Source organism: Stenotrophomonas sp. AS012628 (genome assembly GCF_010608305.1).
GTDB lineage: Bacteria > Pseudomonadota > Gammaproteobacteria > Xanthomonadales > Xanthomonadaceae > Stenotrophomonas > Stenotrophomonas geniculata.
Genome location: NZ_VMBJ01000001.1, coordinates 272593 through 298949 on the forward strand (window position 1 = coordinate 272593; position 26357 = coordinate 298949).

The 26357-nt window shown below is 66.9% G+C and carries 29 protein-coding genes; 23 read left to right on the top strand and 6 right to left on the bottom strand.

Going from position 1 to position 26357, the window contains the following annotated elements; genetic code table 11:
- Nucleotides 1–3 precede the first annotated feature (3 nt).
- Nucleotides 4–381: a response regulator transcription factor gene (locus G5A07_RS01280; RefSeq protein ID WP_010485922.1), complete on the top strand. Its 378-nt coding sequence runs from the start codon at nt 4–6 to the stop codon at nt 379–381.
- The gene (locus G5A07_RS01285; protein ID WP_191862410.1) at nt 378–1883 is read left to right on the top strand and encodes a sigma-54 dependent transcriptional regulator; all 1506 of its coding nucleotides are present in this window, start codon (nt 378–380) and stop codon (nt 1881–1883) included. Before G5A07_RS01280 ends, G5A07_RS01285 begins: the two co-directional genes overlap by 4 nt.
- 467 nt (nt 1884–2350) lie before the next feature.
- On the opposite strand, the gene G5A07_RS01290 is transcribed toward G5A07_RS01285, so the two are convergent.
- The 3 genes from G5A07_RS01290 to parE form a co-directional block, all read right to left on the bottom strand.
- Complete coding sequence (locus G5A07_RS01290) at nt 2351–3847, bottom strand: S10 family peptidase (RefSeq protein ID WP_043402133.1); 1497 nt, start codon at nt 3845–3847, stop codon at nt 2351–2353.
- Nucleotides 3848–3956: 109 nt separating this feature from the next.
- Nucleotides 3957–4535 (bottom strand): GNAT family protein, encoded by a 579-nt coding sequence (locus G5A07_RS01295; RefSeq protein WP_010486002.1) that lies wholly within the window; start codon nt 4533–4535, stop codon nt 3957–3959.
- A gap of 153 nt (nt 4536–4688) precedes the next feature.
- Complete coding sequence (gene parE / locus G5A07_RS01300; RefSeq protein ID WP_010486000.1) at nt 4689–6578, bottom strand: DNA topoisomerase IV subunit B; 1890 nt, start codon at nt 6576–6578, stop codon at nt 4689–4691.
- A gap of 173 nt (nt 6579–6751) precedes the next feature.
- On the opposite strand from parE, the gene G5A07_RS01305 reads away from it, so the two are divergent.
- The 10 genes from G5A07_RS01305 (at nt 6752) to truD (ending at nt 14644) form a co-directional block, all read left to right on the top strand.
- Entirely contained in the window at nt 6752–6985 is a 234-nt protein-coding gene (locus G5A07_RS01305; RefSeq protein WP_005416022.1) for a hypothetical protein, read from the top strand.
- Nucleotides 6986–7385: 400 nt separating this feature from the next.
- The gene (locus G5A07_RS01310; RefSeq protein ID WP_005408998.1) at nt 7386–9050 is read left to right on the top strand and encodes a CTP synthase; all 1665 of its coding nucleotides are present in this window, start codon (nt 7386–7388) and stop codon (nt 9048–9050) included.
- A gap of 89 nt (nt 9051–9139) precedes the next feature.
- Nucleotides 9140–9970 carry a 3-deoxy-8-phosphooctulonate synthase gene (gene kdsA / locus G5A07_RS01315; RefSeq protein WP_010485995.1) on the top strand — a complete coding sequence of 277 codons (831 nt, stop codon included), beginning with the start codon at nt 9140–9142 and terminating at the stop codon, nt 9968–9970.
- Nucleotides 9967–10314: a hypothetical protein gene (locus G5A07_RS01320; protein WP_049482990.1), complete on the top strand. Its 348-nt coding sequence runs from the start codon at nt 9967–9969 to the stop codon at nt 10312–10314. Before kdsA ends, G5A07_RS01320 begins: the two co-directional genes overlap by 4 nt.
- Nucleotides 10314–10643 carry a hypothetical protein gene (locus tag G5A07_RS01325; protein ID WP_049435948.1) on the top strand — a complete coding sequence of 110 codons (330 nt, stop codon included), beginning with the start codon at nt 10314–10316 and terminating at the stop codon, nt 10641–10643. Before G5A07_RS01320 ends, G5A07_RS01325 begins: the two co-directional genes overlap by 1 nt.
- Before the next feature lie 95 nt (nt 10644–10738).
- Nucleotides 10739–12031, top strand: a complete 1293-nt coding sequence (gene eno, locus G5A07_RS01330) for a phosphopyruvate hydratase (protein WP_049455326.1) — start codon at nt 10739–10741, stop codon at nt 12029–12031.
- Nucleotides 12032–12035: 4 nt separating this feature from the next.
- The gene (gene ftsB, locus G5A07_RS01335; protein ID WP_019338191.1) at nt 12036–12389 is read left to right on the top strand and encodes a cell division protein FtsB; all 354 of its coding nucleotides are present in this window, start codon (nt 12036–12038) and stop codon (nt 12387–12389) included.
- Nucleotides 12386–13084: a 2-C-methyl-D-erythritol 4-phosphate cytidylyltransferase gene (gene ispD / locus G5A07_RS01340; RefSeq protein ID WP_010485984.1), complete on the top strand. Its 699-nt coding sequence runs from the start codon at nt 12386–12388 to the stop codon at nt 13082–13084. The genes ftsB and ispD overlap by 4 nt, the downstream gene beginning before the upstream one ends.
- Nucleotides 13085–13118: 34 nt before the next feature.
- Complete coding sequence (gene ispF / locus G5A07_RS01345; RefSeq protein WP_043402123.1) at nt 13119–13616, top strand: 2-C-methyl-D-erythritol 2,4-cyclodiphosphate synthase; 498 nt, start codon at nt 13119–13121, stop codon at nt 13614–13616.
- Nucleotides 13613–14644, top strand: coding sequence for a tRNA pseudouridine(13) synthase TruD (truD, locus tag G5A07_RS01350; RefSeq protein WP_049482993.1), 1032 nt, complete (start codon nt 13613–13615; stop codon nt 14642–14644). Before ispF ends, truD begins: the two co-directional genes overlap by 4 nt.
- A gap of 99 nt (nt 14645–14743) precedes the next feature.
- Here the strand turns inward: truD and G5A07_RS01355 are convergent, their stop codons facing one another.
- Entirely contained in the window at nt 14744–15283 is a 540-nt protein-coding gene (locus G5A07_RS01355) for a Smr/MutS family protein (RefSeq protein ID WP_005409007.1), read from the bottom strand.
- A gap of 209 nt (nt 15284–15492) precedes the next feature.
- On the opposite strand from G5A07_RS01355, the gene surE reads away from it, so the two are divergent.
- From surE to G5A07_RS01375, 4 genes are read left to right on the top strand one after another with little or no spacing between them, the layout of a single operon-like run.
- Nucleotides 15493–16272: a 5'/3'-nucleotidase SurE gene (gene surE / locus G5A07_RS01360; protein ID WP_010485979.1), complete on the top strand. Its 780-nt coding sequence runs from the start codon at nt 15493–15495 to the stop codon at nt 16270–16272.
- A complete protein-coding gene (locus G5A07_RS01365; RefSeq protein WP_010485977.1) occupies nt 16269–16946 on the top strand; it encodes a protein-L-isoaspartate(D-aspartate) O-methyltransferase in 678 nt (225 codons plus the stop codon). The genes surE and G5A07_RS01365 overlap by 4 nt, the downstream gene beginning before the upstream one ends.
- 18 nt (nt 16947–16964) lie before the next feature.
- Nucleotides 16965–17579, top strand: coding sequence for a YqaA family protein (locus tag G5A07_RS01370; RefSeq protein ID WP_043402113.1), 615 nt, complete (start codon nt 16965–16967; stop codon nt 17577–17579).
- The gene (locus tag G5A07_RS01375) at nt 17576–18358 is read left to right on the top strand and encodes a peptidoglycan DD-metalloendopeptidase family protein (RefSeq protein ID WP_109813840.1); all 783 of its coding nucleotides are present in this window, start codon (nt 17576–17578) and stop codon (nt 18356–18358) included. The genes G5A07_RS01370 and G5A07_RS01375 overlap by 4 nt, the downstream gene beginning before the upstream one ends.
- A gap of 138 nt (nt 18359–18496) precedes the next feature.
- Here the strand turns inward: G5A07_RS01375 and G5A07_RS01380 are convergent, their stop codons facing one another.
- Both G5A07_RS01380 and yhbY read right to left on the bottom strand, forming a co-directional pair.
- Nucleotides 18497–18871 (bottom strand): Mth938-like domain-containing protein, encoded by a 375-nt coding sequence (locus tag G5A07_RS01380; protein ID WP_191862411.1) that lies wholly within the window; start codon nt 18869–18871, stop codon nt 18497–18499.
- A gap of 13 nt (nt 18872–18884) precedes the next feature.
- Nucleotides 18885–19190 carry a ribosome assembly RNA-binding protein YhbY gene (gene yhbY, locus G5A07_RS01385; protein ID WP_004152868.1) on the bottom strand — a complete coding sequence of 102 codons (306 nt, stop codon included), beginning with the start codon at nt 19188–19190 and terminating at the stop codon, nt 18885–18887.
- A 65-nt stretch (nt 19191–19255) separates the two neighbouring features.
- On the opposite strand from yhbY, the gene rlmE reads away from it, so the two are divergent.
- The 7 genes from rlmE (at nt 19256) to hflX (ending at nt 26313) form a co-directional block, all read left to right on the top strand.
- The gene (gene rlmE, locus G5A07_RS01390) at nt 19256–19888 is read left to right on the top strand and encodes a 23S rRNA (uridine(2552)-2'-O)-methyltransferase RlmE (RefSeq protein ID WP_005409014.1); all 633 of its coding nucleotides are present in this window, start codon (nt 19256–19258) and stop codon (nt 19886–19888) included.
- A gap of 69 nt (nt 19889–19957) precedes the next feature.
- Complete coding sequence (ftsH, locus tag G5A07_RS01395) at nt 19958–21892, top strand: ATP-dependent zinc metalloprotease FtsH (protein ID WP_043402105.1); 1935 nt, start codon at nt 19958–19960, stop codon at nt 21890–21892.
- Nucleotides 21893–21994: 102 nt separating this feature from the next.
- On the top strand, nt 21995–22180 hold the full coding sequence (locus G5A07_RS01400) for a hypothetical protein (protein WP_005416039.1): 186 nt from the start codon (nt 21995–21997) through the stop codon (nt 22178–22180).
- Between the two features lie 586 nt (nt 22181–22766).
- Nucleotides 22767–23663, top strand: coding sequence for a dihydropteroate synthase (gene folP, locus G5A07_RS01405; RefSeq protein WP_191862413.1), 897 nt, complete (start codon nt 22767–22769; stop codon nt 23661–23663).
- Nucleotides 23663–24616, top strand: a complete 954-nt coding sequence (gene miaA, locus G5A07_RS01410) for a tRNA (adenosine(37)-N6)-dimethylallyltransferase MiaA (protein ID WP_049412635.1) — start codon at nt 23663–23665, stop codon at nt 24614–24616. Before folP ends, miaA begins: the two co-directional genes overlap by 1 nt.
- Nucleotides 24617–24712: 96 nt before the next feature.
- Entirely contained in the window at nt 24713–24988 is a 276-nt protein-coding gene (gene hfq / locus G5A07_RS01415; RefSeq protein ID WP_004152891.1) for an RNA chaperone Hfq, read from the top strand.
- A 14-nt stretch (nt 24989–25002) separates the two neighbouring features.
- On the top strand, nt 25003–26313 hold the full coding sequence (gene hflX / locus G5A07_RS01420) for a ribosome rescue GTPase HflX (RefSeq protein ID WP_191862415.1): 1311 nt from the start codon (nt 25003–25005) through the stop codon (nt 26311–26313).
- Nucleotides 26314–26357 lie beyond the last annotated feature (44 nt).

A 26357-nucleotide genomic window follows, 5' to 3' on the forward strand; every position in this document is an offset into this window, starting at 1 on the left:
GACATGAACAAGCTCACGGTCCTGTTGGTCGATGACCACGAGGGCTTCATCAATGCGGCGATGCGCCATTTCCGCAAGATCGACTGGCTGCAGATCGTCGGCAGCGCCGGCAATGGCCTGGAAGCGATCGAGCGTTCGGAAACGCTACGCCCGCAGGTCGTATTGATGGATCTGGCCATGCCGGAGATGGGTGGCCTGCAGGCCACCCGCCTGATCAAGTCGCAGGACGATGCACCGTACATCGTGATCGCCAGCCACTTCGACGACGCCGAGCACCGCGAGCACGCGCTGCGCGCCGGCGCCGACAATTTCGTCAGCAAGCTGTCCTACATCCAGGAAGTCATGCCGATCCTGGAAGGCCTCAGGGAGGATCGATCGTGAGCGAATCGCGCATCCTGGTGCTGGACAACGACGCCGTGCGCGCAGAGCGCACCGTTGCCCTGCTGGAATTCATGGACTTCAACCCGCGCTGGGTGTCCGACGCGGCCGACTTCGACCTGAGTCGCCAGCGCCAGAACGATTGGATGGCGGTGATCGTCGGCAGCCTGGACGACAACGCCGCCAGCACCGCACTCTACAACTGGCTGGGTGGCAGCAGCCTGCCGCCGCCGGTGCTGCTGGCCGATGGTGACGGGGTAACGTTTGCCCGCCAGCACGGCCTGCACGAAGCCAACATCTGGCCGCTGGAAACGCCGCTGCGCCATGCGCAGATGGAAGCCCTGCTGCGCCGCGCCAGCCTCAAGCGCCTGGACGCCGAGCACCAGGCCGGCGCCGCGCAGGAGCAAGGCCCGACCGGCAACGGCCCGGCGGTGACTGCGTTGCGCACCATGATCGAGCAGGTCGCCGCGTTCGATACCACCGTACTGGTGCTGGGCGAATCCGGTACCGGCAAGGAAGTCGTGTCGCGTGCGATCCACCAGCGCTCGCCGCGCCGTGATGGCCCATTCGTGGCGATCAACTGCGGCGCCATTCCGCCGGACCTGCTGGAAAGCGAACTGTTCGGCCACGAAAAGGGTGCGTTCACCGGCGCACTGACCGCCCGCAAGGGGCGTTTCGAAATGGCCGAGGGCGGCACCCTGCTGCTCGACGAAATCGGCGACATGAGCCTGCCGATGCAGGTAAAGCTGCTGCGCGTGCTGCAGGAACGCAGCTTCGAGCGCGTCGGCGGCAACCAGACCATCCGCTGCAACGTGCGCGTCGTGGCCGCGACCCACCGCGATCTGGAAACGCGCATCGCCGAGGGCAAGTTCCGCGAGGATCTGTTCTACCGCCTCAACGTGTTCCCGATCGAAGTGCCCGCGTTGCGCGAGCGCCGTGAGGACCTGCCGGCGCTGGTGGAAACCATCGCCGCGCAGCTGGCCCGCACCGGCCGTGGCGAAGTGCGCTTCACTCCCGAAGCGCTGCAGGCGCTGTCCAGCTACGAATGGCCGGGCAACGTGCGCGAGCTGACCAACCTGGTCGAGCGCCTGGCGGTGCTGCATCCGGGCGGTTCAGTACGCGTGCAGGACCTGCCGGCCCGCTACCGTGGCGATGCCGCACTGGCAGCGGTGGCTGCACCGGCACCGGCAGCTACGGTTGCCAACGAAGAACGCCTGGACCTGCGCAGCTTCTCGTTCCACACCCCCGGCAGCGGCAACCAGCCGGCGCTGGAGCACGGCATCGCCGTCAATCGCCCGGCGGCACCGGCCGCCCTGCCCGACGAAGGCATGGACCTGCGCAACCACATGGCCAACATCGAACTGGGCCTGATCAACGAAGCACTGGAACGCACCCAGGGCGTGGTCGCCCACGCCGCCCAGCTGCTCGGCCTGCGCCGCACCACCCTGGTGGAAAAGCTGCGCAAGTACGGTATCGAACGCGAGCAGGCCGAACTGGCCGGCTGAAGCGCGCTACCAGCATGAAGGGGGCACGAACGCCTGGGCTTGCCCGGGCGTTCGTGTTTCCAGAACCCGGGGTCGGAGCCCTGCGCATCTACAGCGCCGGAACGCCGGCCGCTGGACACCGCAGCCGTAGGCCAGAAAACCGACGCCGGTTAAATGGCGCGTCACGGCCCAGAATCGCGCCATCTATCTATCCATGCCGTGGATCAAGCGTGTCGACCAAGGTCGACACCCACCAGGAGCAGCATGCCGACCAACGGTCGGCACCTACCAACAGCAGCGGCCAACTGTCGGAGGCGGGGTGGGTCCGGTTGCGGGGGTGTCCGCGGCATGGATGCCGCGGCCAAGCCCCCAAGGACGGGTTTACGGCGTCCCCCGCAACCGGCCCCACCCCGCCCAACCACGGAAAGCCCGCTTTTGCCGTTGCCGTTGATTCGGCGGGTGCCGGGCCGCAGGCCCGGCCGAACCCCTCAATTACGCTGGAACAACGCCTGCACATCCTTGCGGAACGCCGCCTGGCTGTCGGCCCGGCTGTAGAACATGTGCCCACCCGGATAACTACGCACCTGCACCCGGTCTGGGTTGCTGCCCATCGCCGGCATCTGGTCCACCGTCAGGATCGACCCCATGAACGGGCACGACAGGTCGTTCCAGCCATGCACGATCAGCACCTGCAGATGCGGATCGATCGCCACCGCCTGGCGCAGCTGGGTCACCGCGCCCTGGCGCAGCTCGCCGTTGCGGTCCCACAGCCGGTTCACGTCGTAATTCAGCGCCTGGTAGCGCGCATCCACCTTCCAGCCGACCACGCGCGTCACGAAGTCGACCATCGCCGTGGTGGTCGGCGCAATGATGCTGTCCAGCAACGGATCATTGGCGCGCTGCTCCGGATCATTCGGGAACGGATCGAACGCGGTCACGTTCGAGTCGTAGCGGCTGCCCAGCGTGCCCTTGTCGCGGAACACCTCACGCAGATAGGCCTGCGTCTCCAGGCGGCCACCGGCGCGGCGCACGAACTGCGGGTCCAGCCCGGTCAGCTCGGTTACCCGGCGCAGCATCGCCTCGGTCGCCTGCGGGTCGCTGCGGCCCTTCATCAGCGCGGTGGCGTAGTCGCCACGGGTGTACTCCACCACGTCACGCATCGCTGCATCGGTCAGCTTGCCCTGGCGCTCCAGGTGCGCGGCGGCGATCGACGGCAGTGTCTGCATCCATGCCATCGGCGAGACATCGGCGTTGTCTTCCAGGGTCGGGCTCAGGTAGGGCGAGACCAGCACCAGGCCGTTCATCGCCACGCCCAGCCGGGTCTGCAGGAAGTGGGTGATGCGGGGGCCACGGTAGCCACCGTAGCTCTCGCCGGTCAGGTACTTGCGTGCGCCCATGCGCTGGTTGCGCAGCAGCCAGTCGTAGATCGAGCGCGACAGGTACTCGATGTCAGCGCTGGGGTTGTACAGCTGCTTCTTCGCTTCGTCATCGCCGATGCGCGCGCGGCTGAAGCCGGTGCCGACCGGATCGATGAACACCAGGTCGGTGAAGTCCAGCCAGGTGCCGGGGTTGTCGTGCAGCGTGGCGGGTGCCGAGGCGCTGTCACCCTCGGAGCCGAAGGTCACCACCTTGGGTCCGATCGCGCCCATGTTGAGGTAGACCGACGATGCCCCCGGGCCGCCGTTGAGCGCGAAGGTCACCGGCCGGTCCTTGCCCGGCATCGTATAGGCGGTGAACACCACATCGGCGATCACCTTGCCTTTCGCATCACGCACCGGCAGGGTGCCGACGGTGGCGGTGTAGTCCAGGGTGCGGCCGGCCAGGCGCATGCTCTGGCGGGCCGACGCATCGGCGGGCAGCGCAGGTGCTTCGGTCTTGTCGTCTTTCGGATCGGGCTTGGCCTCGGCGTCAGGCGCGGCCAGCACGCTGGCAGGGGCGATGAGCAGGCCGACGCAGAGCGCGGCAGTATGCAGCAGGGACTTCATGGCACCGGATTGGCAGCGGAAGGGGGTTCCGATGCTAGGCCGGTGGCGGGCATGCCGTATGTGTCCAAAGGCATGCCCGCGCGTCGAGGCCACCACTGGCCAGATTGGGTCAAGCGGGCAGGGGAGTGCGCACGTCGTCGTCGGCCAGCAGGCCGTATACCGCCGAATCGGACAGTTCGCCCTGGATGCGCCAACGCTGCCGCAGCACGCCCTCCAGGTGAAAGCCCAACCGTTCAAGCACGTGTGCCGAGGGCCGGTTGCGCGGGTCGACTTCGGCTTCCACGCGATGCAGGTGCAGGGTCTGGAACAGGTAGTCCAGCAGGTGCTGCAGCGCTTCGTGCATGTAGCCCTGGCCCTGCCTGTCGGGGGCCAGCAGGTAGCCGATCTCGGCACGTGCGGCATCGCGGTCCAGGGCGAACACCACGCAGATGCCCAGCAACGGTCCGTCCAGCGTTTCGCGCACGGCCAGCTTGAGCTGGGTGCCGGTGGCCTGTGCGGCCAGGTCATCGTCGATCTGCGCACGCGCCTCGGCCGGTCGTGTCCACGCCGGGTGGTTCCAGAACCGCATCACGTCCGGATCGGACTGGATCGCGAACAGGGCGGCCGCATCGTCGCGGCGGATCGGGCTCAGGACCAGGCGCGCGCTGTGCAGCGGCAGGCCCGGGAACAGCAGCGAGTGGCTGGCCAATACGATGATCCACGCGGATGGACGCGCATTATGGCGCCGCCGGGTTTGCCGATGGGGGCGGGATCTCTGTAGAGCCGAGCCGATGCTCGGCTGCCCGGCACGGCGCGGAATGCAGCCGAGCGTGGGCTCGGCTCTACAGGAGGGCTGCGGGAGTCAGACTTCCAGCGAAGCCAGGTCGCCCTTCGACTCCAGCCAGCCCTTGCGGTCGGACGCACGCTTCTTGGCCAGCAGCATGTCCATCAGCGAGCTCGTCTGCTCGCGATCGTCCACGGTCAACTGCACCAGGCGGCGGGTGTCGGGGTGGATGGTCGACTCGCGCAGCTGTGGCGGATTCATCTCGCCGAGGCCCTTGAAGCGGGTGACGTTGATCGCACCCTTGATCTTCTCGCGTTCGATCTTGTCCAGCATCGAGCGCTTTTCTTCCTCGTCCAGGGCGTAGAACACCTGCTTGCCCACGTCGATGCGGAACAGCGGCGGCATGGCCACGAACACGTGGCCGGCATCGACCAGCGCCGGGAAGTGCTTGAGGAACAGTGCGGTGAGCAGGGTAGCGATGTGCAGGCCGTCCGAGTCCGCGTCGGCCAGGATGATGACCTTGCCATAGCGCAGGCCGGCAATGTCGTCCTTGCCCGGGTCGCAGCCGATGGCCACGGCCAGGTTGTGCACTTCCTCCGACGCCAGCACGCTGTTGGAGGATACTTCCCAGGTATTGAGGATCTTGCCGCGCAGCGGCAGGATCGCCTGGAAGTCCTTGTCGCGAGCCTGCTTGGCGCTGCCGCCTGCCGAGTCACCCTCCACCAGGAACAGCTCGGTGCGCGACAGGTCCTGGCTGATGCAGTCGGCCAGTTTGCCGGGCAGGGCCGGGCCCTGGGTGACCTTCTTGCGGACGACCAGCTTTTCGGTCTTCAGGCGCGCACTGGCGCGTTCGATGGCGATCTGGGCGATCTTCTCGCCCAGTTCCACGTTCTGGTTCAGCAGCAGGCTGAAGGCATCGTGGGCGGCGCCTTCGATGAAGCCAGCAGCCTGGCGCGAGGACAGGCGTTCCTTGGTCTGGCCGCTGAACTGCGGGTCGGTCATCTTCAGCGACAGCACGAACGACACGCGGTCCCACACGTCTTCCGGGGCCAGCTTGACGCCACGCGGCAGCAGGTTGCGGAAGTCGCAGAACTCGCGCAGCGCCTCGGTCAGGCCGGTACGCAGGCCGTTGACGTGGGTGCCGTGCTGGGCAGTGGGAATCAGGTTGACGTAGCTTTCCTGCACCAGCTCGCCTTCCGGCAGCCAGGCCACGGCCCAGTCAACAATTTCGGTGTCCTTCTTCAGGTTGCCGACGAACAGCTCGGCCGGCAGCATCTCGCGATCGCCCAGTTCCAGCTTCAGGTAATCGCGCAGGCCGTCTTCGTAGTACCAGGTATCGACTTCACCGGTGGCTTCGTCGGTCAGCTTCACGGTCAGGCCCGGGCACAGCACGGCCTTGGCGCGCAGCAGGTGCTTGAGCGCGCGCACCGCGAACTTGGGCGTGTCGAAGTACTTCGGGTCGGGCCAGAAGCGCACGCGGGTACCGGTGTTCTTCTTGCCGACGCTGCCGACCACTTCCAGCGGGGTGGCACGGTCGCCGTTGCGGAAGGTGATGCGGTGTTCGGCACCTTCGCGCTTGATGTGCACTTCCACCAGGGTCGACAGCGCGTTGACCACGCTGACGCCGACGCCGTGCAGGCCGCCGGAGAAAGTGTAGTTGTTGTTGCTGAACTTGCCGCCGGCGTGCAGGCGGGTGAGGATCAGCTCGACGCCCGGGATCTTCTCTTCCGGATGGATGTCCACCGGCATGCCGCGGCCGTCATCGCTGACCTCCACGCTGCCGTCCTTGTATAGGGTGATCTCGATCGAGCGGGCGTGGCCGGCGAGGGCCTCGTCCACCGAGTTGTCGATCACTTCCTGCGCCAGGTGGTTCGGGCGCGCGGTGTCGGTATACATGCCGGGACGGCGCTTGACCGGGTCAAGGCCGGACAGGACTTCAATATCGGCGGCGTTATAACGGGCGTTCATCTGTCTTCGAAAGCTTGGAGCGACGGGCAAGTGTGGGGTCTGGCACGGGATTTTGCACGCCTGCGGTTCAGTCTCGGCGACGCAGAGGGGGTAAAATGGCAGCCGCTGGAATCTGAACGCCGGCGACCCCCCGTTGGGTCGAAACATCCAAGCCATACCGCGAGGAGGACCTCATGAAGAAGTTGCTGACCATTGCGATCCTGGCCGCTGCCGCCGTTGCAGTGCCGCTGGTGGTGGCGCAGAACGCCGGCCAGCCGGCCCCGCAGCAGGGTGACCAGGCCGACAAGGCACAGGCCGAAGCCGATGCCAAGGCCAAGCGCCGCGCCCAGGCCAATGCCGAAATGAAGGCGCAGGGCCAGCCGGCCCCGCAGCAGGAAGAGGAAGAGGAAGCGCGCAAGAAGCGCTGATCCCGCAACCTGCCAGGCGCCCTTGCGACAAGGGCTGCGCTCCGGAACGCCCCGCATTGCGGGGCGTTTCTTTTTAGTGGCGTGCCATCTGCCTCTTGGGTTGGCGGCCATCAATCTGTAAACTATGGCTTTCCGGGAGTAAGTGCGTGTCCACCCTTTGCGAATGGGCTGGAGCGGCCAAGCGTGGCTTCCAGCATGGCGGGTCGCAGGTGACGGTCGATTTGACCGGCACGGCCGCCCCGACCTCGCACGGTGGTCCCGGTCCGGCGCCTGCCGCCGCACGGATCCGCACCTCCCTCGCTGTCCCAGCGAACCGGAAAACCCCCTCTGAGCACCATGCCTGCCCTCCGGGCGCGCGTGGTGCTGCCGTTTTCCATTTCCAGACAGGATGCTTGCAGCCATGACTCCCTTGATTTTCGTAACCGGCGGCGTGGTGTCCTCGCTCGGCAAAGGCATTGCCGCTGCGTCACTGGCCGCCATTCTTGAAGCCCGTGGCCTGAAGGTCACGATGATGAAGCTCGACCCGTACATCAACGTCGACCCGGGCACCATGAGCCCGTTCCAGCACGGTGAGGTCTATGTCACCGACGACGGCGCCGAGACCGACCTCGACCTGGGCCACTACGAGCGCTTCGTGCGCACGCGCCTGAGCCGCAAGAACTCGGTCACCACCGGCCGCATCTACGAGAACGTGATCCGCAAGGAGCGCCGCGGCGACTACCTGGGCGCGACCGTGCAGGTCATTCCGCACATCACCGATGAAATCCGCCGTTGCATCGACGAAGCCACCGAAGGCTACGACGTGGCGCTGGTCGAGATCGGCGGTACCGTCGGCGACATCGAGTCGCTTCCGTTCCTGGAGGCGATCCGCCAGGTGCGCACCGAGCGTGGCCCGGAGAAGGCGCTGTTCATGCACCTCACCCTGGTGCCGTACATCGGCGCCGCCGGTGAGCTGAAGACCAAGCCGACCCAGCACTCGGTGAAGGAACTGCGCTCGATCGGCATCCAGCCGGACGTGCTGCTGTGCCGCTCCGAGCAGGCGGTGCCGGATTCGGAGCGCCGCAAGATCGCCCAGTTCACCAACGTTTCCGAGCGCGCGGTGATCAGCGTGCCGGACGTGGACGTGCTGTACCGCATTCCGTCGGGCCTGCACGCGCAGGGCCTGGACGAAATCGTGGTCAACCAGCTGAAGCTGGCCGACAAGGCCGGTCCGGTCGATCTGTCGATGTGGGAAGACGCGGTCGACGCCACCCTGCACCCGTTGGACGAAGTGACCATCGCCGTAGTCGGCAAGTACGTGGACCATCAGGACGCCTACAAGTCGGTCGGTGAAGCACTCAAGCATGGCGGCCTGCGCCAGCGCACCAAGGTCAACCTGAAGTGGCTGGAAGCACAGGACCTGGAAGGCACCGACATGGCCGCACTGGCCGATGTTGACGGCATCCTGGTGCCGGGTGGCTTCGGTGACCGTGGTTTCGAAGGCAAGGTGCTGACCTCGAAGTTCGCCCGCGAGCAGCAGGTGCCGTACTTCGGTATCTGCTACGGCATGCAGGCGGCCGTTGTCGACTACGCGCGCAACGTGGTGGGCCTGGAAGGCGCCAACAGCACCGAGAACGACCGCCAGTCGCCGAACCCGGTGATCGGCCTGATCACCGAATGGCGTACCGCCACCGGCGATGTCGAGAAGCGTGACGACAAGAGCGACCTGGGTGGCACCATGCGCCTGGGCCTGCAGGAGCAGCGCCTGAAGCCGGGCACGCTGGCCCGCGAGCTGTACGGCAAGGACGTGGTCGCCGAGCGTCATCGCCACCGCTACGAGTTCAACAACCGTTACCGCACCCAGCTGGAAGACGCTGGCCTGGTGATCGCCGGCAAGTCGATGGACGACACCCTGGTGGAAGTGGTCGAACTGCCGCGCGATGCGCACCCGTGGTTCCTGGCCTGCCAGGCGCACCCGGAATTCCTGTCCACGCCGCGTGACGGCCACCCGCTGTTCATCGGTTTCATCCGTGCCGCGCGCGAGCGCAAGGCCGGCGGCAAGCTGCTTTCCGAAGCGCGCGCCTGACTTGTGAATGGGGGCTTCGGCCCCCATCCTGCATGCTTCAACCCCCAGCGCACCGGCCCGTCCGGTGCTGCGGACAACAAGGAAACGCCATGAAACTGTGTGGATTCGAGGTCGGGCTGGACCAGCCCCTGTTCCTGATCGCCGGCCCCTGCGTAATCGAGTCGATGCAGCTGCAGCTTGATACCGCCGGCAAGCTGAAGGAGATCACCGACAAGCTCGGCGTCAACTTCATCTTCAAGTCCAGCTTCGACAAGGCCAATCGCACCTCGGGCACCGCCTTCCGCGGCCCGGGCATGGAAGAAGGCCTGAAGGTCCTGGCCGAAGTGAAGAAGCAGATCGGCGTGCCGGTGCTGACCGACGTCCACGAATACACCCCGATGGATGAAGTGGCCTCGGTGGTGGACGTGCTGCAGACCCCGGCGTTCCTGGTCCGCCAGACCGACTTCATCCGCAAGGTGTGCTCGGCCGGCAAGCCGGTCAACATCAAGAAGGGCCAGTTCCTGGCGCCGTGGGACATGAAGCCTGTCGTGGAGAAGGCCAAGGCCACCGGCAACGAGCAGATCATGGTCTGCGAGCGCGGTGCCAGCTTCGGCTACAACAACCTGGTCAGCGACATGCGTTCGCTCGCGGTGATGCGCGAGACCGGTTGCCCAGTGGTGTTCGACGCCACCCATTCGGTGCAGCTGCCGGGCGGGCAGGGCACCAGTTCCGGTGGCCAGCGCGAGCACGTGCCGGTGCTGGCCCGTGCTGCCGTGGCGGTGGGCATCTCCGGCCTGTTCGCCGAGACCCATCCGGACCCGTCCAAGGCGCTGTCCGATGGCCCCAATGCATGGCCGCTGGACCAGATGGAAGCGCTGCTCGAGACCCTGATGGAGCTCGATGCGGTGACCAAGAAGCACGGCTTCTCGCGCTTCGCGTGAGTCGTGACCCGTGGCTGGCGCTGGAAAACCAGCGCCGCCGCCGGCACTGGAAGCAGTGGCCGTGGGGCCTGATTGCACTGGGCCTGGCCGTGCTGTTCACCGTGGGCATGTTCGGGCTGGTGCTGATCGGCGCAGCGTCCGTGCGGCCACCGGGTGATGGCGGCAGCGCGCTCAATCTGCGCGCGTACTTCATCGCGCTGCTGGTGGCGGAGCTGCTCGGCGCCGTGGGATGCGTCGCTGCCGCCGTGCTGGCCTGGCGCCTGAATCGCGGCAAGGTGGCCGCTGGCCTGGCGATCATCCTGCTCTCGCTGTGGCTGGGCGCCCTGTTCTACGGAGTGCTTTGATGAATACGACCACATCGGCGCGCGGCTGGCCTTGGGGCCTGATCGCCCTGGGGCTGTCCGTGTTGACCTGGATCGCGCTGGTGGTGGGCGTGCTGGCCTTCACCGCCAGTTTCCGGCCGCCGGGGGACGGGAACAGCGGCGTGCAGGCCACGCAGTGGTGGTTGCTGGGCGCGCTGGTCACGATGGTGCTGTCCTTCCTGGGCAGCCCGGTGGCGATGGTGCTGGCCTGGCGACGGCGGCGTGGCCCCATCCTGGCGGCGATTGCTGGTGCGTTGCTGGTGATGTTGGTGTCGCTGGTGCTGATCGTGATCGGGTCCAGCTGGGGCTGAAGCCGCCCATTCCATTTGGCAAGTGGCGGGCAGCCGGGGATAATCACGCGGCATTCGTTTTGTCGCCCCTCTCCAGACAGGTAACCGGTCCGACCATGAGTACGATCCGCAGCATCCACGCCCGTGAAATCCTCGACAGTCGTGGCAACCCCACGCTGGAAGCCGAAGTCATCCTGGAGGACGGTTCGTTCGGTCGTGCCGCGGTTCCCTCCGGCGCCTCGACCGGCACCAAGGAAGCGGTCGAGCTGCGTGACGGCGACAAGACCCGTTACCTGGGCAAGGGCGTGCGCAAGGCCGTCGACAACGTCAACACCACGATTGCCGCCGCGCTGAAGGGCGTCGAGGCCACCGACCAGGCCGGCCTCGACCGTCGCCTGATCGACCTCGACGGCACCGAGAACAAGGGCCGCCTCGGCGCCAACGCACTGCTGGGTGTTTCGATGGCGGCCGCGCACGCCGCTGCCGCATCGAGCAAGCAGGCGCTGTGGCAGTACCTGGCCGCCAAGACCGGCGTGACCCCGTCGCTGCCGGTGCCGATGATGAACATCATCAACGGCGGCGCGCATGCCGACAACAACGTCGACTTCCAGGAGTTCATGGTGCTGCCGGTCGGCTTCACCTCGTTCTCCGAAGCGCTGCGCGCCGGTACCGAAATCTTCCATTCGCTGAAGTCGGTGCTGAAGGGCCACGGCCTGAGCACGGCGGTCGGCGACGAAGGCGGCTTCGCGCCGGACTTCCGCAGCAACGTCGAAGCGCTGGACACCATCCTCGAAGCAATCGGCAAAGCCGGCTACACCGCCGGTGAAGACGTGCTGCTGGGCCTGGACGTGGCCTCCAGCGAATTCTTCGAGAACGGCAAGTACAACCTGGTCGGCGAGAACAAGCGCCTGACCTCCGAGCAGTTCGTCGACTTCCTCGCCGACTGGGCCGCGCAGTACCCGATCATCACCATTGAAGATGGCCTGGCCGAGAACGACTGGGCCGGCTGGAAGCTGCTGACCGACCGCATCGGCAAGAAGGTGCAGCTGGTCGGCGACGACCTGTTCGTGACCAACCCGAAGATCTTCCAGGAAGGCATCGACTCGGGCACCGCCAACGCGATCCTGATCAAGGTCAACCAGATCGGTACCCTGAGCGAAACCCTGGAAGCGATCGCCATGGCCGATCGCGCCGGCTATGCCGCCGTGGTCTCGCACCGTTCGGGCGAAACCGAAGACACCACCATCGCCGACATCGCCGTGGCCACCACCGCCACCCAGATCAAGACCGGCTCGCTGTGCCGCAGCGATCGCGTGGCCAAGTACAACCAGCTGCTGCGCATCGAGGAAGCCCTCGGCGCCGGCGCGCGTTACGCCGGTCGTGACGCGTTCGTTTCGCTGAAGCGCTGAGCCGATGCGCGACTGGCGCTGGATGTTGCTGGTGCTGGCCCTGCTGCTGGGCTGGCTGCAGTACCGCTTCTGGTTCGGTCCGGGCAATTCGGGTGAAGTGATGATGCTCGAAGCCCAGGTCGCCAACCAGGAGCGGGACAATGAGGGCCTGCAGCAGCGCAATGATGCGCTGGCTGCCGAAGTGAAGGACCTCAAGGAAGGCCAGTCCGCCATCGAGGAACGCGCGCGAAGCGAGCTGGGCATGATCAAGCCTGGGGAAAAGTTCTACCGCGTGGTCGAGGATGCGCCGGTGCATCCGGCGCAGCCTGCGGCGAGCGTCAGCGCGCAGGTCGGCGAGCACCCGGCGGACGTGCCGTGAGTGCGGCGATCTGGGTCGTGGTTCCGGCTGCTGGCCGTGGCACCCGCTTCGGCGCGCCGTTGCCCAAGCAGTACCTGCAGGCAGGTGGACAGATCCTACTCGCCCATACCCTGGACGCCCTGCTGGCGCACCCGGCTGTGGCCGGTGCGATGGTGGTGATCGGCCAGGACGACGCCGACTGGCCGGGCTGGAACGAGTGGGCGGGCAAGCCGGTGCTGACCTGTGTCGGGGGGGCGACCCGTGCAGCCTCGGTGCTGGCCGGGTTGCAGGCGCTGCCGGAGTCGGTGCGCGCCGATGAGTTCGTGCTGGTGCATGACGCAGCCCGACCGAACCTGTCCCTGGCCGATCTCGGCCGCCTGCTTGAAGTCGGCCGTGCCGACCCGGTTGGCGCGATCCTGGCCGCCCCGGTGCGCGACACCCTCAAGCGTGCGGGTGACGACGGTGGCATCGACGGCACCGAGCCGCGCGAGCGCCTGTGGCGCGCACTGACCCCGCAGCTGTTCCGTCGCCATCAGCTCAGCCGCGCGCTGTCCGAAGCTGCCGCCGCCGGTGTTGAAGTCACCGACGAGGCCATGGCCATGGAGCGCCAGGGCCAGCGCCCGCTGCTGGTGGAAGGCAGCGAGGACAACTTCAAGGTCACCACCCCGGCCGATCTGGACCGGTTCGAATTCGTACTTTCCCGCCGCGCCAGCTGATTGCCCGCGCGGCCCTGCTGCAAGGGTTGCATCCATGAGCACCGCACCTTTCCCGCCCGTCCGCATCGGCCAGGGCTATGACGTCCATGCCTTCGGTGAAGGCGATCACATCATGCTCGGCGGCGTGAACGTACCGCACAGCTGCGGCGTGCTCGCACACAGCGACGGCGACGTGATCCTGCACGCTCTGTGCGACGCGATGCTGGGCGCACTGGCGCTGGGTGACATCGGCCAGCATTTCCCGCCAAGCGACAGCCGCTGGAAGGGCGCCGACAGCAGTGATTTCGTGCGCCATTGCGACAGCCTGCTGCGTGAGCGTGGCTGGCGTGTCGGCAACACCGACATCACCGTGATCTGCGAGCGGCCCAAGGTTGGCCCGCATGCGCTGGCCATGCGTGAGCGCATCGGCGAGCTGCTGCAGTTGCCGCTGGATGCGGTCAGCGTCAAGGCCACCACCTCGGAAAAGCTGGGCTTCACCGGCCGTGGTGAAGGCATCGCCGCGCAGGCCGTGGTGCTGCTGGTGGCCGCATGATTCCCCTGCCGCTTGCATTCGGTGCGCCATTGCTCACGGCGCGCATCCGCACCACGCCGGACGATTTCCAGGTGGACGAACTGCCGGCCTTCGAGGCCACCGGCGAAGGTGAGCACCTGCTGCTGCACATCCGCAAGCGCGGCGCCAACACCGTGCATGTGGCCAAGGTGCTGGCCAAGTGGGCCGGCCTGCCGGAAATGGCGGTCAGCTACGCCGGCATGAAGGATCGTCACGCGGTCACCACCCAGCGTTTCAGCGTGCACCTGCCCAAGCGCATTGCGCCGGACCTGGCCGAGTTGGCCAGTGATGAGATCGAAGTGCTTGAAGCGACTTGGCATAACCGCAAGCTGCAGCGTGGCGCACTGGCCGGCAACCGTTTCAAGCTGGTGTTGCGTGAAGTGCAGGGCGATGCCGCAGCGATCAGCGAACGCCTGCAGCAGGTTGCCGAGCGCGGCCTGCCGAACTGGTTCGGCGAGCAGCGCTTTGGCCGCGACGGCGGCAACGTACCGGCGGCACTGGCGATGTTCGGTGGCCGCCGCATGCGCAAGGATCAGCGTTCGCTGCTGCTGTCAGCCGCGCGTTCGGCGCTGTTCAACCGCGTGCTGGCCGCGCGCGTGGAGCAGGGCAACTGGGATCAGCCGCTGGAGGGCGAAGTGTGGATGCTCGATGGCAGCCGCAGCGTGTTCGGACCCGAGCCGTACACCGACGTGCTGGCCGAGCGCCTGGCGCGTTTCGACATCCATCCCAGCGCGCCGCTGTGGGGCGAAGGCGAGCTGCGCAGCACCGATGCGGCACGCGAGCTGGAGCTGGCCGCGCTGGACGACGAAGAGTCGAAGGCACTGCGGGCCGGCCTGGAAGACGCGCGCCTGAAGCAGGAGCGCCGCGCGCTGCGCCTGCGCCCGGCGCTGCTGCAGCACCAATGGCTGGCCGATGACGTGCTGGAGTTGTCGTTCGCGCTGCCGCCGGGCTGCTACGCCACCGCCGTGCTGCACGAGCTCGGCCCGGTCGAAGACGCCTCGCAGGCCTGACAGAAAAAGGGGACGGAGGCGAAGAGCATCCACGCATGGCGTGGATCTACTTTCCTCCGCTCACCACAGTAGATCCACGCCATGCGTGGATGCGTTACCTCACCGCCGTGCCAGCAGCACCAGTACCGCGCCGGTGCCGCCTTGCCCGGTCGGCGCCGAATGGAAGGCCAGCACGTCGTTGCGCAGCCGCAGCAGGCGATCAACCAGGTTCTTCAGCACCGGCGCACCGCCATCGGACTGCAGGCCCTTGCCGTGGATGATGCGCACGCAGCCATACTCGTGTGCATGCGCCTCCAGCAGGAACTGGCGCAGCAGCGTCTCCGCCTGCGCGGCGGTGGCGCCGTGCAGGTCCAGTTCGTCCTGTACCGAGTACTGGCCACGCTTGAGGCGCTGGAACAGGCGTGGTGGCAGGTTGTCGCGGCGATAGCTGGCCACGTCGCCGGCTTCCAGCGGCGTGCTGTCGCGCAGCAGCCGGGCGAACTCGCCGGCGGCTTCGGCCTCGTCACGTTCGGCCATGCGCGCGCGCGGCTTCGGCCGGGGCGCAGCCGGTGCCGGCTCGGCATCCTTGCGCAGCGGCGTCACTTCGCCGATGGCTGCACGGAACAATGCGGCCGGATCTTCATCTTCAGGGTGCGACATGCGCACAGGGTAAACCGCCGGCGCAGGTCTGCCTATGACGGTTCGATGTCGGCCGTGACCGCCGGCAGGGTAGGACCAGCGGCTCGCATGCGGCACAATAGACGATGCCCTTGCAGGGTCGACGGCTTCCGCAGGGGAGTACGACGGTCCCGCCCACACTGCACGGTGATGGAATCGAATTCTTGGAAAATCAAGCGGTTAAATCGAAGATGCGAATCCTGGTCAGTAACGACGATGGCGTCGACGCCGCAGGCATCCGGATGCTTGCTTCGGTGCTGCGCGAGGCCGGACACGAAGTCACGGTGGTGGCACCCGACCGCGATCGCTCCGGCGCCAGCAATTCGCTGACCCTGGACCTGCCGATCCGCCTCAAGCGCATCGACCATTACACCGTCTCGGTGGCCGGCACCCCGACCGACTGCGTGCACCTTGCGCTGACCGGGCTGCTCGAGTTCGAACCCGACATTGTCGTGTCCGGCATCAACAACGCCGCCAACCTCGGCGATGACGTGATCTATTCCGGCACCGTCTCGGCGGCGATGGAAGGCCGCTTCCTCGGCCTGCCGGCGGTGGCGGTCTCGCTGGTCACCCGCAACCACGATCCGAAGCACTTCGAGACTGCTGCGCGCGCCGCGGTGGAGATCGTCGCCCGGCTCAAGGCCGATCCGTTGCCGGCTGACACCATCCTCAACGTCAACGTGCCGGATCTGCCGTGGAGCGAGGTCAAGGGCTTCGAGGTCACCCGCCTCGGCAACCGCCATCGTGCAGAAGGCTGCATCGCGCAGAAGGACCCGCGCGGCAACGAGGTGTACTGGATCGGCCCGGCTGGTCGTGAGCAGGACTCCGGTCCCGGCACCGACTTCCATGCGGTGCGCACCGGCCACATCTCCATCACCCCGATCCAGGTCGACCTGACCCGCTACCAGGCACTGGAGAAGGTGGCCAGCTGGGTTGGCGGCCTCAGTGCGGCGCTGGACCAGCCGGCATGAGCCCACGCCTGCGCCTGCAACCGGAAGCCGTCGGTATCGGCATGACCTCGCAGCGCGTGCGTGACCGCCTGGTCGACCGCCTTCGCGAAGCCGGGATCGTCGACGAGCCGACCTTGAACGCGATCCGGGTGGTGCCGCGCCATCTGTTCATCGACGAGGCACTGGCCTCGCGCGCGTATGAAGACACCGCGCTGCCGATCGGCCACGGCCAGACCATCTCGCAACCCTGGGTGGTCGCGCGGATGACCGAGGCGGTGCTCCAGGTCGCGCCGAAGCGGGTGCTGGAAGTCGGCACCGGTTCCGGTTACCAGGCCGCCATCCTCGGTGCGCTGGGCCTGGAGGTCTACACCGTGGAGCGCATCGGCGATCTGCTGCGCCAGGCCCGCAAGCGCTTCCGTGCGCTGGGCATGAACATCCGCACCAAGCATGACGACGGCCGCGTCGGTTGGGCCGAGCACGGTCCGTTCGACGCCATCGTGGTCACTGCGGCGGCGCCGGCACTGGTCGACGCCCTGATCGAGCAGCTGGCCGAGGGCGGCCGCCTGGTGGCGCCGGTCGGTGGCCCAGGGGCGCAGTCGCTGGTACAGCTCGACCGCAAGGCCGACGGCAGCATCGAACAACACGTGCTGGCGCCGGTCACGTTCGTGCCGCTGCTGTCTGGCATGCTCGACTAATCCACGGAGCAGGGTTGCATGAAGATTTTCGGGCCGCTGTACGAGCGGGCGATGAAGTGGGCGGCGCACGAACGCGCGCCGACCTACCTGACGGTGTTGAGCTTCTTCGAGGCGATCATCTTCCCGGTGATGCCGGAGGTGATGCTGGCGCCGATGTGCGTGGCCCAGCCCAAGCGCGGCTGGTGGTTCGCCACCCTCAGCCTGGCCGGCTCGATGGTCGGCGCGCTGGTTGGATATGCACTGGGTCATTACGCCTTCGAGGCGATCAAGCCGCTGTTCGAAGCGCTGGGCATGCTGCCGGCGATCGAGCAGGGCATCATCACCGTGCAGGCGAAGATGGCCGAGTCGCCCTGGGCGGTGTTCACCTTCCTGGTGCTGGGCGGATTCATGCCCATCCCGATGAAGGTCTTCACGTGGGCATCGGGTATCGTCGGCGTACCGATGCCGCAGTACCTGCTGAGCATGCTGATCGGTCGCGGCAAGCGCGTGTTCGTGCTGGCTGCGGTCATCCGTATCGGTGGTGCGCGTGCCGAAGCGGCACTGCGTCGCTGGATTGAACCGCTGGGCTGGATCGCCACCGCGTTGGTGGTGGTGCTGATCGCCTGGCTTGTATGGAGGTCGAAGTTCGCATGAGTCCTGATCGTCTGAGCAAGGGAGTGCGCATCGGCGCGCTGGCGTTGCTGGTTTCCACCCTGGCCGCCTGCGGCACCGCCACCGTGGTCCGCCCGGGCGGCGGCAGCACTGGTGGCGTGACCACGCCGAAGACCTCGGTGCCCAAGCCCGGGCAGACCGTGGTGGTGCGCAAGGGCGATACCATCTATGCGCTGGCCCGCATCCATGACATCACCCCGGCCGACCTGATTGCCTGGAATCGTCTGGACAACCCGTCGACCATCTACCCCGGCCAGGTGATCCGCCTGTATCCGCAGGGGGCCACCAGCGGCCGTGCGCCGACCACGGTGGTCACCCCGCCGCGTTCGGCTGGCAGCAGTGGCGGCAGCACCGCGCCGGCCCCAACGCCGGTCGGGCCGGTCAAGAGCAACATCGCCTGGCGCTGGCCAGCCGATGGCGCGATCGTCGGCCGCTACGTGGCCGGTGATGCGACCAAGCAGGGCGTGGACATCGCCGGCACCAGCGGCCAGGCGGTCAAGGCCACCGCCAATGGCGTGGTGGTGTATTCCGGTGCCGGCCTGGTCGGCTACGGCGAGCTGATCATCATCAAGCACAGCGACCAGTGGCTGTCGGCCTATGGCCACAACCGCAAGCGCCTGGTGAATGAAGGGCAGAGCGTGAAGGCCGGCGAGCAGATCGCCGAGATGGGCCGTACCGGTGCGAACCGCGACATGGTCCACTTCGAGATTCGTTACAACGGCAAGCCGGTCGACCCGCAGCAGTATCTGCCGGCACGCTGATCACCGTGTGATCGGGTAGCGCCGGGCCACGCCCGGCGGCTTTCCGCGCCGCGCCGCGGCGCCGCCCGAGCATGGGCTCGGGCGCTACAGAGTAGGTGTGATCCAGGGCACTGCCGGGCCATGCCCGGCGACGCCACGTCAGCCTTCGAGAATGAAGGCGGCGGCGACCTTGCGGCCTTCGCCGGCCAGGATGTTGAAGGTGCGCGCGGCGGCCGGATTGTTCATCACTTCCAGGCCGATGCCGCGTGACAGGCAGGCAGCCATCACCACCGCCGGCGGGAACACCTGGCGGTCACCGGTGCCGAGCACGATCAGCGCCGGGTTCAGCGCCAGGATGGGCTCCAGGTCGGCCAGCTGCAGTTCGGTGGCCTGCTTCGCCGGCCAGCGCTCGACCAGCTGGTCCGGGGTCAGGAAGAAGCTGCTGCCCAGCACCAGCTCGTTGACCCGGGCCGAGCGGCCATCGGCGGCGCGCAGGCTGTAGGCGTAATCCGGCGGTTCGTGGTTCAGCTGCATGGCAGTAGGGCGATCAGCCGCGCGGCAGCACGATCTGTCGCTGTTCCTTGCTCGGGCGGTACAGCACGGCGACGTGGCCGATGCGCTGCACCAGCGCGCTTTCGGTGGCTTCGACGATCTCGCCGATCATCACGTCACGGGCGTCGCGGTCTTCGGCAGCGACCTTCACCTTGACCAGCTCGTGGCGCTCCAGCACTTCGTTCAGCTCAGCGATGAAGGCCGGGGTCACACCCTTGCCGCCGGTCTGCAGCAGGGCCTTCAGGTCGTGGGCTTGGCCGCGCAGGAAACGGGTCTGGGAAGCGGTCAGGGCGATGGACATGCAGGAAAACACGGTTGAATGGGGCGATCAGGGTATCATGAGGACCCCATCAGCCCCTATTTTCAATGGCTACCCGCAGCAAAAGCAGCCAGCGCTGGCTCAAGGAACACTTCTCCGACCCCTTCGTGAAGAAGGCCCAGGCCGAAGGCATGCGTTCGCGCGCCGCCTACAAGCTCGAAGAGCTGCTGGAACGTGACCGGTTGCTGAAGCCGCACATGGTGGTGGTCGACCTCGGCGCGGCCCCGGGCGGCTGGTCTCAGCAGGTTCGGAGACAGATCGGCGACACCGGCCGCGTGCTGGCCCTGGACATCCTGGACATGCCGCCGCTGGCCGGCGTCGAGTTCCTTCATGGTGACTTCAGGGAAGAAGCCGTTCTATCGCAGTTTGAAGCCATGCTCGGGGATCAGCCGGTAGACCTTGTGCTGTCGGACATGGCCCCCAATAAGAGTGGTGTGGGCGCGGTCGACCAGCCGCGGATGATGCACCTGGCGGAGCTGGCCCTGGATTTTGCCGACAACCACCTGAAAACCGGTGGGGCATTCCTGATCAAGCTGTTCCAGGGCGAGGGCTTTGACGACTACGTGCGCGACATGCGCCGCCGGTACGACAAAGTCTCCATCCGCAAGCCGGAAGCCTCGCGCAAGCGCTCTCCCGAGGTGTATGCCTTGGGTCAGGGAAAACGCGCCCACATGAAGTAAGCTCGCAACGTACGCAAGTTCGACCCCAACGCAACGCCAGCACTGAGAGGAACACCGGAGCCAATGAGGATGAACGACTTGACCAAGAACCTCCTGCTATGGGTGGTCGTCGCCGTCGTGCTGATGGTGGTCTTCCAGAGCTTCTCGCCCAAGTCCTCCGGGGCCGGGGCGCAGGGCGCGTCGTATTCGCAGTTCCTGGACCAGGTGGACAGCGGCAACGTGCAGAAGGTCGCCTTCGGCGGCGACATGCGCGGCGGCACCAGCCAGCTGACCTACACCACCCGCGGTGGGCAGTCGTCCACCATCACCGCGCCGTTCGATCGTGACCTGATCAACGTGCTGCGCACCAAGAACGTGGAGATCGTGCAGGAGGAGCCGTCCAGCGGCATTTCCCTCGGCGCGATCCTGATGAATTTCCTGCCGGTCATCCTGATCATCGGCTTCTGGTTGTTCATCATGCGCCAGATGCAGGGCGGGGGCGGCGGTGCCAAGGGCGCGATGTCCTTTGGCAAGTCGCGCGCCAAGTTGCAGGGCGAAGACCAGATCAAGGTCACCTTCGCCGACGTCGCCGGCTGCGACGAGGCCAAGGAAGAAGTGGGTGAACTGGTCGACTTCCTGCGTGACCCGTCCAAGTTCACCAAGCTGGGCGGCAAGATTCCGCGCGGCGTGCTGATGGTGGGCCCGCCGGGTACCGGCAAGACGCTGCTGGCCAAGGCCATCGCCGGCGAAGCCAAGGTGCCGTTCTTCTCGATCTCCGGTTCGGACTTCGTTGAAATGTTCGTCGGCGTCGGCGCCAGCCGCGTGCGCGACATGTTCGAGCAGGCCAAGAAGCACGCGCCGTGCATCATCTTCATCGACGAAATCGACGCCGTCGGTCGCCACCGTGGCGCCGGCCTGGGCGGCGGTCACGACGAGCGCGAGCAGACCCTGAACCAGCTGCTGGTCGAGATGGACGGGTTTGAAGGCGGCGAAGGCGTGATCGTGATCGCCGCGACCAACCGTCCGGACGTGCTGGACCCGGCGCTGCTGCGCCCGGGCCGTTTCGACCGCCAGGTCGTGGTCGGCCTGCCGGACGTGAAGGGCCGCGAGCACATCCTGAAGGTCCACATGCGCAAGCTGCCCCTGGCCGACGATGTCGAGCCAATGGTGATCGCGCGCGGTACCCCGGGCTTCTCCGGCGCCGACCTGGCCAACCTCTGCAACGAGGCCGCCCTGTTCGCTGCGCGTGGCAACGAGAAGGAAGTCCGCATGGACCACTTCGACCGTGCCCGCGACAAGATCCTGATGGGTGCCGAGCGCCGCTCGATGGCCATGAGCGAAGAAGAGAAGACGCTCACCGCCTACCACGAGGCCGGTCACGCCATCGTCGGCCGCCTGGTGCCCGAGCACGACCCGGTCTACAAGGTCACCATCATTCCGCGCGGCCGTGCGCTGGGTGTGACCATGTACCTGCCGGAAGGCGACAAGTACTCGATGAATCGCGTGGCGATCAAGTCGCAGCTGTGCTCGCTGTACGGTGGTCGTGTGGCGGAGGAGCTGATCTTCGGTGCCGACAAGGTCACCACGGGCGCTTCCAACGACATCGAACGCGCCACCAAGATGGCCCGCAACATGGTCACCAAGTGGGGCCTGTCCGACCAGCTCGGCCCGATCGCCTATGGCGAAGAAGATGACGAGGTGTTCCTGGGGCGCTCGGTCACCCAGCACAAGAGCGTGTCCAACGACACCGCGCGCCGCATCGACGAGGAAGTGCGCAACATCCTCGACGAAGCCTACGCGCGCACCACCGAGCTGATGACGGCCAACCTGGACAAGTTGCACGCGATGTCCCAGCTGCTGCTGCAGTACGAGACGATCGACGCGCCGCAGATCGACGCCATCATGGAAGGCCGCGATCCGCCGCCGCCGGCCGGCTGGAGCAAGTCGAACAAGGATGGTGGCAACGACAAGGGCGGCGACGCCCGCCCGCTGCCGCCGATCGCAGGCCCGGCCGAATCGCACTGACGGCCCGCTGCACGTGACACCAGACGAGGCCGGGGTAACCCGGCTTCGTTGTTTATGGGCCATCGGCCCATCCTGAAGAACCGATCTGACGCTGGAGCCCGCATGTCCGCCCCGAAGCCCGAACCGATTTCCCACACCGCCGAAATGGTCATCGCCACCGTGGTCGGCGTGGGTGTGGGCCTGGGGGCCGACAATCTGCTGCTGGGCTGCGTGGTGGGTATCGCCGTTGGCATCGTGCTGAGCATCGCCAGGACCCTGTACGTGGATCGCAAGCGCCGCCGCCGTTGAGGGGTATCGGCAGGGCTGCGCCCTGCACCTGCTACGAGCCAAAGCAACAGCAACAGCAACAGCAACAGCAACAGCGTGCATTCCGTGGTTTGGCGGGGCGGTGTCGGAGTGCGGGGACGCCGTAAATCCGTCCATGGAGGCTTGGCAGCCGCATCCATGCGGCTGACACCCCGCACTCCGACACCGCCCCACCTCTGACAGATTCCGGGAGCTGTTGGTAGGTGTCGACCTTGGTCGACACGTAGATCCACGTCATGCATGGATGAATCTCTGTCAGATGTCGAAATCAATATGGGGTCAGATCCGTTTTCCGGAGGAAAACGGATCTGACCCCAATAGTCGTTCCAACAGATCGCGGAAATCTGTCGAAGGCGGGGTGGGTCCGGTTGAGGGGGCGTGAGCCGCATGGATGCGGCGACCGAGCTTACATGGACGTACTTGCAGCGGCCCCCGCAACCGGACCCACCCCGCCATTCTTCAGTGAACCCGCTGTTGCTCCGGCTGTTGCTGTCGCTCTGGCCTCTGCGGGTGCAGGGCGCCGCCCTGCCGAACTAAACTACCTTTCGTTGTCCCAGCAGGATTGCCCATGTTCGATACCTCGCCCCAGCTCGACTGCGCCGGCCGCATCCTGCGCCTCGACCGTGCCCAGGTCATGGGCATCGTCAACGTCACCCCGGACTCGTTCTCCGATGGCGGCGCGCACGACACCACCGAGGCGGCCGTCGCCCACGGTCTGAAGCTGGTCGAGGAGGGCGCCGACCTGCTCGACATCGGCGGCGAATCGACCCGCCCGGGCGCTGCGCCGGTGTCGATCGAGGATGAGCTGCGCCGGGTGATTCCGGTGATCGAGCAGCTGGCCGCCCGCACCCAGGTGCCGATCAGCATCGACACCTTCAAGCCGGAGGTGATGCGCGCGGCGGTGGCCGCTGGCGCCGGCATGATCAACGACATCTTCGGCCTGCGTCAGGACGGGGCGCTGGACGCCGCCGCTGAAACCGGCGTGCCGGTGGTGCTGATGCACATGCAGGGCGAACCGGGCCACATGCAGGCAGATCCACACTACAGCGACGTGGTCGCCGAGGTGCACGGTTTCCTGGTGCAGCGCCTGTTCGCCGCCGAGATGGCAGGTATCGCGAAGAAGAACCTGCTGATCGACCTCGGTTTCGGCTTCGGCAAGAGCACCGCCCACAACATGACCCTGCTGGCGCGCTCGGAACGCTTCCTGGAACTGGGCGTGCCGATGTTGGCTGGCCTGTCGCGCAAACGCAGCCTGGGCGAACTGACCGGCCGCGACACGCCATCCGAGCGGGTCGCGGCGTCGGTGGCCGCACATCTGATCGCGGTGCAGCGCGGTGCGCGCATCGTGCGCGTGCATGACGTGGCGGCCACCGTTGATGCGCTGAAGATCTGGCAGGCCGTCGACGCCGTGCCGACGCCGCGTGCCGATGCCACGCCGTCGATCCGCTGGCCGGACGAAGACTGATGGGCATCGACCGGCGGCCGCTGGCGATCGCCGTGATGGGGCCGACTGCCAGTGGCAAGACCGCCACGGCGATCGCCCTGGCGCGGCAACTGGACGGCGAGATCGTCAGCGTCGATTCGGCGCTGGTCTACCGGTATCTGGATATTGGTTCGGCCAAGCCCGACGCCGCCGAGCGTGCGCAGGCGCCGCATCATCTGCTGGACCTGCGCGATCCGTGGCAGACCTATTCGGCGGCCGAGTTCGCGGCCGATGCCAGCCGGGTCGTGGCCGACATCGTGGCGCGTGGCAAAACGCCGATCCTGGCAGGTGGTACGGGGCTGTACTTCCGGGCCCTGCTGCAGGGCCTGTCGCCGATGCCGGAGGCTGACCCGGTAATGCGCGAGGCGCTCAGCGCCGAGGCGGCCGAGCGTGGTTGGGCGGCACTGCATGCGGAGCTGGCCGAGGTCGATCCGGCAGCGGCCGCGCGCATCCATGCCACCGACCCGCAACGCATCCAGCGGGCGCTGGAAGTCTACCGCCTGACCGGTACCCCCATCACCGAATGGCAGCGTCGGCCGGGCGTGGCGCCGTTGCCGGTACGCACCCTCAAACTGATCCTGGCCCCGCGTGACCGCGCCGTCCTGCACCAGCGCATCGAGGCCCGCTTCGACGCCATGCTGGCGCAGGGCTTTCTGGACGAGGTGCGGGCACTGCGTGCAATGCCGGAAATGGCCGCCGTGACGGCGCCGCTGGACCTGCCGGCGGTGCGTGCGGTCGGCTACCGCCAAGCCTGGGAATACCTCGACGGCGAGGGCGATGCCGCCCGTTTCCGTGACAAGGCGATCTTCGCCACCCGCCAGCTGGCCAAGCGCCAGCTGACCTGGCTGCGTGGCGAGCTTGATGCGCGCTGGTTCGACCCCCATATGGACAGGGAGCGCCTGGCCGGCGCGGTGTCGACCTTCGTCGCACGCTGAACCCCCGCCAGCCGTGTAACATCATCGGTCGGCGGGCGGCTCGGGGGCCGTGGCAACCGTCGGCAACCCAATAAGAACAATAATCAGGAGTGTGCAATGTCCAAGGGGCAATCGCTGCAGGATCCTTTCTTGAACGCACTGCGGCGCGAACGCGTGCCGGTTTCGGTGTACCTGGTCAACGGCATCAAGCTGCAGGGCACAATCGAGTCGTTCGACCAGTTCGTGGTCCTGCTGCGCAACACGGTCAGTCAGATGGTCTACAAGCACGCCATTTCCACGGTCGTTCCGGCACGCAACGTGAAGGTCGGTCCGGGCGGTGGTTACGTGCAGTCGGGTGAAGGTGGTCAGGCAGGTGATGAAGCAGACGAGTAATACCGGAGCGGTGAATGTTTGACCGCTCGAAAAAGGGCGAACACGCCCTGTTGATCCAGCCCCATTTCGGCAGGCTGGAAGACGATGTGCTGGAAGAATTCGGTGATCTGGCCCGCTCGGCTGGGGCCAGCATTGCCGCGACGATCACCGCGCGCCTGGACCGTCCGAATCCGTCGACCCTGATCGGCAGCGGCAAGCTGGACGAGATCAAGGCCGCGGCCGATGCCAGCGGTGCCGACCTGATCCTGGTCAACCATGCATTGAGCCCGGGCCAGGAGCGCAACCTGGAACGGTTCCTGGAGCGCCGGGTGATCGACCGTACCGGCCTGATCCTGGACATCTTTGCCCAGCGTGCGCACAGCCACGAGGGCAAGCTGCAGGTCGAGCTGGCGCAGCTGCGTCACCTGGCCACGCGGCTGGTGCGCGGCTGGACCCACCTGGAGCGCCAGCGCGGCGGTTCGATCGGCCTGCGCGGCCCGGGTGAAACCCAGTTGGAAACCGACCGGCGCCTGCTGCAGAAGCGGGTCGAGCAGCTGCAGAAGCGCCTGGAAAAGGTCGAGGTGCAGCGTACCCAGATGCGCCGTGCGCGTGTGCGCAGCGAGCTGCCGCGCGTGGCCCTGGTGGGCTACACCAACGCTGGCAAGTCGACCCTGTTCAACGCCATGACCGGCGCCGAGGCCTATGCCGCCGACCAGCTGTTCGCCACGCTGGACCCGACCGTGCGCCGCATCGCGGTGCCCGGTGGCAACGTGGTGCTGGCCGACACTGTCGGTTTCGTCCGTGACCTGCCGCATGACCTGGTTGCCGCCTTCCGCTCGACGCTGTCGGAGGCACGCGAGGCCGATTTCCTGCTGCACGTGGTCGACGCCGCCGATCCGCACCGCGAGGAGCGCATCGCCCAGGTGGACGAGGTACTGACCGCAGTCGGTGCCGGTGATCTGCCGCAGTTGCTGGTGTTCAACAAGATCGACCGCATTGAAGGCGCCGACGTCCGTCACGACGGCCAGGACGGTATCCCGGACGAGTCGCGCCGCGAGCGGGTGTGGATTTCCGCGCGTGACGGGCAGGGCCTGGACCTGCTGCAGGCGGTGCTGGGCAAGCGCCTGGGACTGCAGCACGTCACCGGCGAACTGCGCCTGCCGCCGGATGCGGGCCGCCTGCGCGCGCGCCTGCACCAGCTGGAAGTGATCCGCAGTGAGCAGGCCGACGAGGAAGGCTGGCTGCTGCAGGTCGACCTGCCGATCGCCGAAGCCGAAAAGCTGGCCGCCAGTGCCGACGGCGCACCGATCCGGGCGCTGCTGCCGGAGAAGCTGCCGGAGTGGTGAGGCAGCGCCGGGCCATGCTCGGCGACTGCTATCGCGGCGGCGCG